Here is an 11,831-nt window from a genome sequence, read left to right on the forward strand (position 1 = left end):
CTGCTCAGCCGCCTTCGGCCTGGTCGATCTGCTGGGCGAGGTTGTCCGAGGTGAGGTCCGATGTGAGGAACTGCGGGGTGCGGGGCAGGCTCAGGTGCAGCTCCGACTGGGCGCTGATCTCGATCACTCCGTGTTCCAGCCGGTAGTCGAGGGCGTGGCCGCCGTGCCGGTGGTCGCGATCGAGGAAGTGCAGGTGGTAGCCGGCGACGGCGATGGCCTGCTCGAAGTCGGGTGTCCGGAAACCGGCCAGGGTGCCCTCCACGTCCTGGAAGGTGCTCTCATGCTGCCCCTTGGCCGCTTCTGTCAAAGGGGGATACGGGGGTAGTTGGCGCATCACGGTGCGGGTGCGGACCTCACCGAACGTTCCCCTGACACGTATCGCGTACATGAGGTTGTCGCTGCCGAGCGCCTGGTCGATCGATGCGGTCAGAGCGACGCGGTCCGTGCTCGTCGTCACGGGGATGGTCAGATCCGGCCGGAACCAGGTGACAGCGGCGAAGGGCGTGAGGTCGCCGTCGTCGGCGACCTGGGCGCTGCCGTCGCTACGCAGGTGGTGACAGGTCCCGTCGAGGATCACCATCTCGCCGTCGAGGCGATTGAACGTCCCCAGGCCGAAATCGCCGTGCTGCAGCAGTTCACCGATGGTCACATCGCCGTCGTACACGCCGTCGACCAACGCCCCCATCGTCGACGTCTGATAGATCTCCCGCGCTCGCCGTTCGTCATGGTGGCCGGCGTGCGTGCCCCACAGGTGAGCCACTGTGGTCCTCGCCCAGCGACGGAACGCGGTATGCGGATCTTCGGGTACGCGCATAGCGGAGCCCTTCCCGGGGTCCGGTCGACCACGAGTGCGTGCGGCGCCTACGGGCATCATGATCGCGGGTCGGTCGCGTGGCCCGCCCGCCGCGCGCCGGACCCCCATAGTCTGTCCGCATCCTGCACCGGACGCATCTTGGCCGACGGCCGCCGCTGCGCCTCTTCGCGGCGGGCATAGCGTGACAAGGGAGCCGTGCCGTGTCTGACGCGCCGCCCCGGACCAGCTCTGCCGAGCCACCATGCCGATCCGGGGCAGCGCGGCCAGGATGCACCCCCACGAAATACGTGACTAAATGTACAAATACGTGTCGTTTTTCGCTGCCGATAGTTCGTATCTGCGGCCGTCACCGGGCACGTCAAATCAAAGTGGACGTCTCGGCGGTCTCATCCCCTTGGCTCAGCAAGAGCCCCTGCTACGCGTCAGCTCGCTGCAAGGCAGCGTCGAGGAGCGGAGATGGCTGTAACGGCGAACGTCCGCGCGGGAATCATCGACGTCCACGCGCACTGGCTGCCCCGCGACCTGCTCCATCTCCCGCCGGGCGCCCCACTGGGCGGCATGAACGACCGCGACGGACAGTTGTACCTCGGCGATCATCCGCTGTTCCTCGCCACCGAGGCGATGATCGACATCGAAGCAGTCATCGCCGACACGGTGGAGGCGGGGCTCGGAGCCCGCGCCCTTTCCGCGCCGCCATTCGCCTTCCCCGTATTCTCGCCCTACGAGGCGGACGACTATGTCACGGCCTACAACGACCAGCTCGCGGAAGCCGTCTCCTCCAGCGACGGCATCCTGGTCGGACTCGGCCTGGTCCGGGTGGATGACGCGGCCGCCGCCCGCCGCGAGGTGACGCGCCTGACAGATCTGCGGGGCATCGCGGGCGTCGCTGTTCCGCCCGTGGTCGAGGGCCGGTCCTACGGCGACGGTGTCATGCGGGAGGTCCTCCGTGCCGCCGTCGACGCGGACCTGGCCGTCCTTGTCCACCCCATGCAACTGCCGCGGCCGGAGTGGAAGGACCACTACCTAGTCAACCTGATCGGCAACCCGGTCGAGACCACTACCGCCGTGGCCTCGGTACTCCTGAGCGGCGTCATGGATGAACTGCCCGAGCTGCGCATCTGCTTCGGCCACGGCGGAGGCTGCGCACCCTCGCTGCTCGGCAGGTGGCAGCACGGCTGGCACAAACGCGAAGATGTGCGCTGCGGTGGCAGCCGTCCTCCGGGCGACCCCTTCACCCGCCTGTACTTCGACACAGTCACCCACGACCCCGAGGTACTCAGACTCCTGACGGCCCGCGCCTCCCGGGAGCGGATCCTGTGCGGGAGCGACTACCCCTTCGACATGGCACAGCCGGATCCCGTCCGCTTCCTCCTGGACAACGGCCTCGACGCCGCGACACTCGAAGCGAACGGGAGCCAGTTCCTGGGAATCCAGACCGCCACTTGAGGTACTCGGTGCATCCCAGCCCTGCCTTCGGAGCGCTGATCATCGGCGGATTCGTGGGAGAACTCGCCACCGCACACGAACGGCGAGCCGCCGGCGCCGATGTCGCGGGTCCACGAGCCGTCCGCGGGCCGCACACAGGCACGCGGTGCGGGGATCGTCATGCAGTCCGCGGTCGAAGCGCTGCTGAACAGGTCCTCAAAGGAACAAGCAAGCAAAGCCTTCTTCGCAATTCTCGCCGAAGTGACCGCCGCGCCGAAGGCACCCCACGCTCAAGTCACTCTCCGAGATTTCTGTGCCAACCAGCCCCCGGAGACTGTCGTGCCAAAACTCGGTCTTTCATCAGTTGGGCGGGCGGGTCGTTCCTCTGCATGACCGAGGCATCTGTGATCTGCGCTTTGAGGAGTTGCGCAGGGTCGGTTCTGGGACTTCGGCTAGCACCTGGCAGGTGCTACTGAACTTGAACTCGTGATGTCGGGTGTTGTCAGGGCCGACTGCACGCTGCCCCGTGACCGAGAACGAGGCCTGCTGCTGGATCCGACGGACCGTGCGGCTACTCTCAGCCCACCGCGGCCTCGGCCGTGGCCAAGCCAACGCTTTGGTCTGTGAGGAGCACTCCGATGGCTCGCACCACCCCGCCACGTCCGCTCGATGTCGAGACGCTGTTCCCTGAGGTGGCCAGCTATCGGAAGACGGCCGTTCGCCTGCATCCGCGCCTCGGTGATCCGAGCGCGCGGGAAAGCTCGCTCGGCGGACCCGTGCTCTGGCCGCTCTCGGAGCCCTGGCCCCACTGCGAGGACGAGCACCCGCGCACGGCGTTTTCCCCTCCCGCCCAGGGACCGATCCCGCTCGTCCCAGTCCTCCAGCTCTTCGCGGCCGACGTGCCTGACCTGGTCTTCCCCAGCGCCACCGATTTGCTGCAGGTGCTGTGGTGCCCCTTCGATCACGAGGACGGTTACGTTCCCCGCCCCGAGATCTATTGGCGAGACGGCTCCCTGAGCGACCTGCAGCCGGCCAACCGACCCCGCCCGACCGGCGCTGACAACGACTACCTTCCGGACCCGTGCGTACTGCACCCTGAGCGTGTCACCGACTACCCCAACTGGGACCTCCCGGACGAGGTCGCCGACGCGCTCGAAGCCAGGTTCGAACAGCTGGAGGAGGAAACCGGCTGGTCTTACTGGTCCCACCTCTCCGTGTCGGACGGCGTCAAGGTCGGCGGGTATCCGACGTGGACGCAGGATCCCAACTGGCCGACGTGCCCGACATGCCGTGTGCGCATGGAGCATCTCCTGACGATCAGCAGCAACGAGTTCGATGGCGAGAGTTGGCGCACGTGGCTGCCCATCGAGGACACCCCGGCCATGGGAACCATCTGGGACCTTCCATACGAACAACGCACCGAGATCCAATGCCCCCCTGGGCTCATGCTCGGCGACATGGGCGGCATCTACCTGTTCGAATGCACCAGCTGCTCCGACAGGCCCTTCGCCTACCGCTCAGATTGTTCTTGACTGCGCGCTGCTTCGATCAAAGAGCCATCCTGGTGCCCGCGAGGCAGCCGTCGATCAACTCGGGGCGGTACTGCAGCATCTTGAGCTTGCGCTTCACGGCCCGGGTGATCTGACCGAGGTCGGCCGCGGCGAGATTGCCGATGTCGCGCTTGACCAGCGACCACACGCCTTCCTGCGGGTTGAGGTCCGGGGCATAGGTGGGCAGCTGGAACACCGAACCGGCCCCAGGTCCTGGCTCGCGGCGGAGTCATCGACTGCCCGGCCTCGTCCTCGAAGACGATCCAGGCCCCGCGCTCCGCCGCGGTGCTCTTACCCGCGGCCAGGTCTCCTTCCTCCTGCGTAGATCAGCCGGGACCGCTCGCCCGGCTTGTAGCAGGTCATACCTCGCGCCAGGCCCGGCGCCACCGCTCCACCGATCGCACGCAACACGCAGGGCAGTGGCAATCTCCGCGCTCTTCCGCCCGCCCTCGAAACGTTCCACGGCCTGGAGCCGTAACCGCTCCCGTGTCGTTCTCTCTGCGTCGGTCAGCCCGCCGCCCTGCGCGTACCTCACACCCCAGGGCTACCGGTGCAGACAACCAGCTGTCAGCCGAACGGCACCGACACCACCCGATCAAGTTCAGTAGCCGAAGCCGCCCCAGTCGTCAGACTCGCGAGCTAGTCGATCTTCTTCGCGCCACGACTTGAAAGTCGGTGGCTGTTCGATGCCGAGACCAGCGTTGAGTGGGGGTTTGATCCGGCCGCTCAGCAAGCTGACGAGGAAGTCAGCCATCCCGAGTCGGTAGTTGTGCCAGCCGTGGGAACGCGTGCGGACAGCCACGGTCCATCGGTCCGCATCGCCGTCCCCGCAGCGCCAATAGAAGTCGTCGGCGCTGTCAGTAGAAGCCCACAACAGCAAGCCGTCGGTCGCCGGGTAGGAATGCTGGTAGAGCAGATGATCGACGTAGGGGTAGCCGGGGAACGGTGGGGTGAAGACGCCCAGCGTCTCGTTGATTGTGCCCATCCCGTAGGCAGCCACGAAGTCGCGATAGTCACTCGGAAGGCGCCACCCGAACTCCGCATGCACGCGATCCCAGTCCACAGCGTCGCCGCCGTCTTGCGGTGTCGGCATGACTTGCAGCAGCTGTCCGACGGCGCCATGCACTACGACCTCCTGGGTGAACCCCACCGTGGCAGTGTCCGATGGGTGACCGGCTAGGCAGACAGCGCCTCTGAACTGGGACGATAGGGCATGTCGAAGGTTCGTATCGCCGCAGGGGAGGCAGCGCTCTCCGGGTGAGGAAGCGTAGCGGGACGTATCCGCGGGTCCGGGTGCAGGGTGGTGGCCGCGGGGCGGTCTCGCAGGCAGGCGGGGTGCTGCTGGTAGAGACGGCCCGCCAGGCCGGTCTGGATATTGCGTTGTCGGTGGCGTCCGCGCCGTGGCGCAAGCCTCGGGCGGTGCACGACCCCGGCAAGGCCCTTCTCGATCTGGCCCCGGCGGTCACGCTGGGCGGGGACTGCCTGTCTGATGCGGGCCGAGCCAGGCGTGTTCGGGCCGGTCGCGTCAGACCCGACGGTGTCCCGGCTGGTCGGCACCCTCGCGGCGGCCGGTCCGCGTGCGCTCGGCGCCGTCCGGCGGGCCAGGTCGGAAGTGCGGCAGCGGGTCCGGCAGTTGGCCGGAGCAGCGGCACCGAACTCAGGCGGCGAAGTGATCGTGGACATCGACGGCGCACTGGTGTTGTGGAGAAACACCGCGAGGTCCGCCGAGACACCCTCGCCAACCTGATCATCAGCATGCACTGGCGCATCGTTCCAGACGTCCGAACCAGCACCCATCCACCTTGACCAAAGGCATAGGGGCACCCCCCCCCGTGAACTAGGGTCTGTTTCAGAAGTGGATCAAGTAGCGAGGACGGCTTCGGCGAGGCCGTATGCTGCCTTCGCATGAAGGATCTTGGTAGGCAGATCGCATACTGGGACGGTGTCGGGGCGACGAAGACGTTCACCCATCCGGTAAATCTCAGCTGGCTGGCAAGGGTGAAATCGAACGCTCGGGTTCTGGACTACGGCTGTGGATACGGCCGTGTCATGTCGGAGTTGAGCGATCATGGCTTCTCCGATGTCTGCGGCGTGGACCTGTCGCCGACGCTGATCGAGCGGGGCCGTGAGTTGCGGTCTGACCTGCGCTTCGAAGTCCTCGACTCTCCGCCAAACCTGACCTGCGCCTCGGCGACCTTCGATGTCGTCCTGCTGTTCGCGGTACTGACGTGCATCCCCGACACTGCAGCTCAGCAGGCGTTGGTCGTCGAGATGAACCGCGTTCTGGCCCCTGGCGGACTGCTCTACGTCAGCGACCTCGTCCTGCAGGACGACGAGCGAAACCGCGACCGCTACGCCGCGCATGCCCAGCAGTTCGGCACCCCGTACGGGATCTTCGCCACGGACGACGGTGCGGTGTGCCGGCACCATGACATCGCGCACCTGCGCGCCCTGCTGTCGGACTTCAATCTGGTGGAGGAGTACAAGATGGAGGTTGCCACGATGAACGGCCACCGGTCTCAGGCGATGCAGTTGCTGGGTCGTAAGCGGTGATGATCACAGCCACTCGTTGATGACGGCGATGGTAGCGGTGGCCTCGTAGCAGACGGCGAGCTGTCGTACGTCGTGGCCACCGCCCGGTGGCGCTTGAGGCGGTTGATCCCGCACACGACGTCGTGCCGCTCGGGGTAGTCCGCCCTGTCGAACTTCCGCGGACGGCCGCCGCGGGCGCCGAGCTTCTTGCGGTTGCGGATCTGGTCGGACTTCTCTGGAATCCCGCAGCGGAATCCGCGTTTGCGTAGGTACTGAAATTGAATGCGTGACGTCGGCCAGCCGGAGGCGACCTCAGAGACGCGGCTCGAGGTCCGATCGGCGGGGTGGGCGTTGCCCATAGGGTTGGGCTGTCAGGCCCTCGTGTCGTTTGTGGCTGGAAGAAACCGTGACCATCGCCGCTCGTCTCATCACCACCATCACAGCTCCGCTGGACCCCGCGTCGGCAGATGCCCCGCAGTTGGTGTGCTGGCCGAACCGCACGCTCCTGGTGCAGCGTGGCGACGCTGAGGTGGTGGCGCTCGATGTTGATGAGCCTGACGCTGGTCGAGGCTCTGAGATCCGCTTCCCGGCGCCCTGGCCTCGTCGTTTTGGGACAGTGACCGTGTCACCGGAACGGGATGCGGCAGTGTTCGCCGGCGTCCACGCAGCACGGTCGGTGGAGGCGACCGGTGCGACGCGGTGGGAAATGCGGCACGGCTGCTGGGGCGGCTGTCCGGTGCTGCATGCGTCGTTCGACGAGTACGCGGACGACAGGGGCCACTTCTATGCTGACAGCGGCTCGGCCGCCGTCAGTGCAGACGGCAAGCTCGTCTGGGCACACGTCCGCGGGCCGCTGGCCAGTGACGGGAACGCGGAGGACGACCAGGAACTATGGGTGGTTCTGGACGCCGTAGCCGGAAGGGGCGTGGGACGTATGACCACCGGGACCGTGGCCTCCAGCTCCCTACACACGTCGCACTCAGACCCTTCACAGATGGGGCTGAGCCTGGGTGAAGGCGAAGAAGGGTCGCCCGTGCTGTGGGGACGCTGGGATGGGCAGCAGTTGACCGCCGAGCAGATTGGCATCGAGCGGATCCTCCTCGCGGCGAGCCCGTCTGGCCGACGGCTCCTGACTGTTCCCGTCGGGCAGTGGTCGCTCTCGCTCCACCAACTGGAGCACGGCTCGAAGGTCATACGGAAACTGGACGCCGCGGACGCCGTGCCCGCGCACCCGCGGAACGCCGGCACCGACAGGGTCTACTGGGACTTCGAAGCCGCCTTCGTGGACGAGGACAGCGTCGTTGCCGGCACCTCCGAATGCGATGCCCGGTACGGACCGGTCCGTCACTGGCTGGTCGACGTAAACGCAATGGACCTGCTTGGCGAACTCTCCTATCCCCTCCCAGTCTCGGGGCCTGCGCGCACAGCTGGGGGCGGCAGGTGGTACACCATCTCGAAGGACAGGACTTCCCTGCACCTGTGGGAGCTGGGCCAGGAGAACTGACGTGGGGCGGGTAACGCCTGGGCCATTCGCCCCACGTCCCCTGCTGACACCCAGTAATCCTGGGGTGTGAGATACGCGCAGGGCGGAGGGCTGACCGACGCCGAGAGGGGCAAGCGCGAGCGATTGCGGCTTCAGGCCGTGGAACGCTTCGAGACCGGGCAGAAGAACGCGGAGGTCGCTGCCGCGCTGCGGGTGAGTGTCCGGTCAGCGGAGCGCTGGCGCCGGGCCTGGCGCGAGCACGGCGAGGCGGGGCTGCTGTCGAAGGGCTCGCCGGGAAGGTCGAAACTCAGCAAGCCCCAGGTCACCCGGCTAGAGCGGGAGTTGGAGCGCGGTCCGCTCGCTCAGAGCTGGGCTGACCAGCGGCGGACGCTGGCACGAATCAGGACGCTGATCGGCCGGCTCTTCCACGTCTCCTACACGGTCGAGGGCGCCTGGCAGCTGCTCAAGCGTCACGGTTGGCCATGGCAGCAGCCTGCCCGCCGAGCCATCGAGCGCGATGACGAGGCGGTCGAGGTCTGGAAGAAGGAGACCTGGCCGCGGGTAAGAGTAATGCGGCGGAGCGCGGGGCCTGGAGCGTCTTTGAGGACGAGGCCAGGCAATCGCTGACTCCGCCGCGCGCCAGGACCTGGGGCAGGATCGGCCAGACCCCGGTCGTGCGAGTGAGGGGCCGCGGCTCCGGGCGGGTCTCGATGGCGGGCATGACCTACTACAAGCCTGGTGAGCGGGCCAGGTTGATCTACGCGATCCGGGAGTACCGGGGCCGGAAGGACGAGCCGAAAGGCTTCGGCTGGCGAGACTTCCGGGATCTCATCGTCCGTGCCCGCAGCCAGCTCGGCGGCCCGATTGTGCTGGTCTGGGACAACGTCCGCCTCCACCTGACCAGAGGCATCAGGGAGTTCATCGATGCGAACGCCGAGTGGCTCACCGTGTTCCAACTGCCCGTCTACGCACCGGACCTCAATCCCACCGAGGGCATTTGGTCGCTGGTCAAGCGACACATCGGCAACCTTGCCGCCGCCGACCTGAGCCAGATCACCAGAGCCGTCAAACGCCAGCTCAAGCGGATCCAGTACCGCCCGACCCTCGTCGACGGCTGTCTCGCCGAGACCGGCCTGATCATGGACGACTGACCACCGACATCACGCTTTCAACTTCAGTAGCCCGAACAGGTGCTCCGCGGGCTCATTTCCTTCGTAGACCTTGACGTCGAGGTCGCGGCCCGGTGCAAGTGCGGCAGGATAGATGACCAACGAGGCCCCCGAGTAGTGTGGTTGAGACGCCCGACTTCTCGATTGTGGAACTTCAGGTAATTCCCCAGCGGAAGCGTCAGGTTCCCCAGCCAAACGTTCGACCACGGCGATGATTGTCGTCTGTACTCCCGCCCGGATAATCCTGAGACGGATTGCAGCAACCTCCGTATCTTGGCGCCATGACGGACGAGGCAGAGCCGGGGCTCAATCTGAACCGCTGGGGCGACACATCGGACCCGGCCCCGGAGCGACGGGGTCCCCGCCAGGACCCGTGCTCGTGCTTTGATCAGTCCAGGCCGCATCCGCGAGCCCGAGTCGGATTCCACGCCGAGCGGCAGGACACCTCAGCTCCGGGCTGGCAACACCTGCTGGACCTGGTCGATGCAGCTGTCGCTGACGGGCGCGAAGAGTTCCGTCCTCTGACTGAGCTGAGCCCGGAAGAGCGGCGGCAGATCATCACCCTGCCACCGAGCATCGCCCAGCTGACGGCGGTCAAGCACCTCCTGCTCTACGGCAGCAACCTGGTCCGGATCCCGCCCGAGATCGGGGCCATGACCAGCCTGGAGGAGTTCACCCCCTACACCTCCTACCGGCTGCACTGGTTCCCCTACGAGATCACACGCTGCCGGAAGCTGACCCGCAGCACGGTGAGCACGCGCGCCTTGTTCGGCAACTACAAGCTGCGACCGCCCTTCCCGAAGCTCCAGCCCTCTCTAGGCTCTGCCGTCGACATCGATCTGGGCAACATGGATCCTCGGCGCTGGGGCGCCACCGTCACCCAAAGCTGCAGTGTCTGCGACCGCCCGATCGCACAGAGCGGACTCCATCAGGTGTGGATCTCACTGCGCGTGGCCACAGACGTACTGCCCCTGTTGGTCAGCACCTGCTCGGCGACGTGTGTTGCCACCCTGCCCGGCGGTGCTCGCGACTACATCCCCGCGCCCCACAAGGGCGGCCGAGTCGACCAGCCTACATCCGACTGGGACTGACCATCTGAACCTCGCCTCACCCTCCGATCGGTCGAGAACGGCCACGATGGTGTGACGACAGACCGTCGTTAGGGTGGGGAAACTGACGAAATACATGACCGTCGACACGATCAACAGCCCGGGGGCTTCGCTCGTTGCGCTTCGTGGACCGTCACCTGATCGGTGGCCAGCTCGAAGAAGCTCAGTGCGTGTGGACCAGGCGTGGATCAAGCTGTGAGGCCCACAGACGCTCTCACCCGAGGGTTGACCAGGGCTCATCCATCGGTGACCGGCTAGAAGTTCCTTCGAAATTTGTACGGACCCACCGCAACGAGCAACAAACGCCTCATTGGCCGAAGCGAGCGGGAGTCTGAGGCAGTGGGCTGAGGTCAGCGCTTTGGTTGAGCTGCGTGGGCGCAGATCCGCGCTGGAAGAGCACACCTCCCACCTCGGAACCGCAGAGGGTCAGCCGGTCTGCATCCTGCTGGAGCCATGTCCCCTCTCGCATTCCCACGACTGGGACATCATTCTGCGGGTGAGAGGCAATGGAATTTCAGCCCTCTTTCAGCGTGTGCCAGCGGCGTTCGAAGTCGTCGGCTTGCGGGGCGATGTCCCCGGCGGCAACGGGTTTGTTGTATTGGGCGGTGATTCTCCGACGGGCGCAGTCCTGGGCCACGCTCTCGGCGGAGGGGTTGTCTGTGCTCATTCGGTGGTCAGCCCAGACGTGGTACATGCGGAAGTGGAGGAAGTAGCGGCGCAGCGTGGACGGGCTGATCGGGTTGCCGCTGCGCCCGGTCACGCCTGCGCCGGCGAGGCTCGTGGAGAGCTGTTTGTCCGTGGGCTCTTGGCCGTGCTCGTTTTGGTAGTTCCTCCATGCGAGGTAGTACCGGTCGACCACGCTGAGGGTGCTGTTTACACTTCCTGGTGGTTGCTGCGCGTTGATGAAGGCGTTCACCTTCGGGCCGGGTGTCTCCTTGGCTGCGTGCGCTCCCGTGCTGGCAGTTGGCCCCACGGTGGAGGCGGGTTCCGGATCGTTCTTCGTTTCGCCGGAGTCGGTCACCGTTTCGCTGTCACGCGGGCCGCCATCACCGAAGTCGCGCTGCTGGAAAGCGTGGACGAAGGCGTGCAGGTCTTGCGCGACGAGGGGTTCACCTGCCGCTGTGGTGATGCCGTCGCGCTCGAAGCCGTGGTGGGCCAGGGCGGCCGCGTCCGGGTATCTGCCGTACTGATGCGCGAAGTCGATCCAGGCCCGGTAGAAAGACTCCTCCCAGTCCACCTCATCACCGGCATGCCGGCCGTCAGCAGCGGTGGTGGTCGGGTCGTAGCGCTGCTGCAGGCTGGCCAGAATGGGGGACAGCTGTTCATCGGATAGTGGGTCACCTGCAGCCGTTGTGATGGCGAAGTGGTCCCGTAGGAACAGGGCGAACTGGTCCGGCGTGGGTGCCACGAGGAACTGAGCAACCCATGACCGGTATGCGTCCGCGAACAGACCACTGTCCCGTGCATCCTGGAATGCAGGAGTTGGCATCTGCGCCTGGGCCCGCTGTATTCGGGCTTGTGCCTCGGTCTGCTCCGGGGCTAGCGGGGCGTACCCGGCCGGCGGCTGGCTCGCCTCCAGCTCTCGGTGCTCGGGCACTGCCGGGGCCTGGGCGGACATCTCGACTGCCGTGTGCGCCATGTCCGGCGGCAGCGACGCGGGCTCGATGCCGGCCGCGGCCAGCCCCGAGGGGGCGGTCTCGGCGAGCGGGACGCCGTAGCGCGCGAGGCGCAGCGGCATCAGGGACTCCA

General features: G+C 66.5%; 10 protein-coding genes and 2 pseudogenes. 8 read left to right on the forward strand and 4 right to left on the reverse strand.

The genetic code is table 11. From position 1 onward, the window contains the following. Positions 1-4: 4 nt before the first annotated feature. A complete protein-coding gene (gene budA, locus ACFV2J_RS38825; RefSeq protein ID WP_385083527.1) occupies positions 5-760 on the reverse strand; it encodes an acetolactate decarboxylase in 756 nt (251 codons plus the stop codon). A gap of 510 nt (positions 761-1,270) precedes the next feature. Between budA and ACFV2J_RS38830 the strand changes: the two genes are divergently transcribed. Beyond that, positions 1,271-2,260: an amidohydrolase family protein gene (locus ACFV2J_RS38830; RefSeq protein ID WP_385083528.1), complete on the forward strand. Its 990-nt coding sequence runs from the start codon at positions 1,271-1,273 to the stop codon at positions 2,258-2,260. A 617-nt stretch (positions 2,261-2,877) separates the two neighbouring features. Continuing rightward, positions 2,878-3,771, forward strand: a complete 894-nt coding sequence (locus ACFV2J_RS38835) for a DUF1963 domain-containing protein (RefSeq protein ID WP_385083529.1) — start codon at positions 2,878-2,880, stop codon at positions 3,769-3,771. Between the two features lie 16 nt (positions 3,772-3,787). On the opposite strand, the gene ACFV2J_RS38840 is transcribed toward ACFV2J_RS38835, so the two are convergent. Next, positions 3,788-3,985, reverse strand: coding sequence for a hypothetical protein (locus ACFV2J_RS38840; RefSeq protein WP_385083530.1), 198 nt, complete (start codon positions 3,983-3,985; stop codon positions 3,788-3,790). 405 nt (positions 3,986-4,390) lie between these two features. Next, the gene (locus ACFV2J_RS38845) at positions 4,391-4,939 is read right to left on the reverse strand and encodes a hypothetical protein (RefSeq protein WP_385083531.1); all 549 of its coding nucleotides are present in this window, start codon (positions 4,937-4,939) and stop codon (positions 4,391-4,393) included. A 107-nt stretch (positions 4,940-5,046) separates the two neighbouring features. Between ACFV2J_RS38845 and ACFV2J_RS38850 the strand changes: the two are divergent. The 6 genes and pseudogenes from ACFV2J_RS38850 to ACFV2J_RS38875 form a co-directional block, all read left to right on the forward strand. Further along, a pseudogene (locus tag ACFV2J_RS38850) lies at positions 5,047-5,491 on the forward strand (transposase); the annotation flags it as partial. A 203-nt stretch (positions 5,492-5,694) separates the two neighbouring features. Then, complete coding sequence (locus ACFV2J_RS38855; RefSeq protein WP_385083532.1) at positions 5,695-6,342, forward strand: class I SAM-dependent methyltransferase; 648 nt, start codon at positions 5,695-5,697, stop codon at positions 6,340-6,342. Between the two features lie 385 nt (positions 6,343-6,727). After that, positions 6,728-7,825, forward strand: a complete 1,098-nt coding sequence (locus ACFV2J_RS38860) for a hypothetical protein (RefSeq protein WP_385083533.1) — start codon at positions 6,728-6,730, stop codon at positions 7,823-7,825. A gap of 66 nt (positions 7,826-7,891) precedes the next feature. Next, positions 7,892-8,431: a winged helix-turn-helix domain-containing protein gene (locus tag ACFV2J_RS38865; protein ID WP_385083534.1), complete on the forward strand. Its 540-nt coding sequence runs from the start codon at positions 7,892-7,894 to the stop codon at positions 8,429-8,431. Between the two features lie 29 nt (positions 8,432-8,460). Continuing rightward, entirely contained in the window at positions 8,461-8,955 is a 495-nt protein-coding gene (locus tag ACFV2J_RS38870) for a transposase (RefSeq protein ID WP_385083537.1), read from the forward strand. Positions 8,956-9,254: 299 nt separating this feature from the next. After that, complete coding sequence (locus tag ACFV2J_RS38875) at positions 9,255-10,064, forward strand: leucine-rich repeat domain-containing protein (protein WP_385083535.1); 810 nt, start codon at positions 9,255-9,257, stop codon at positions 10,062-10,064. Positions 10,065-10,596: 532 nt separating this feature from the next. On the opposite strand, the pseudogene ACFV2J_RS38880 reads toward ACFV2J_RS38875, so the two are convergent. Next, positions 10,597-11,831 (reverse strand): annotated as a pseudogene (locus ACFV2J_RS38880) (hypothetical protein); the annotation flags it as partial.

Origin of the sequence: Streptomyces sp. NPDC059668 (assembly GCF_042734135.1) — a bacterium.
Lineage (GTDB): Bacteria > Actinomycetota > Actinomycetes > Streptomycetales > Streptomycetaceae > Streptomyces.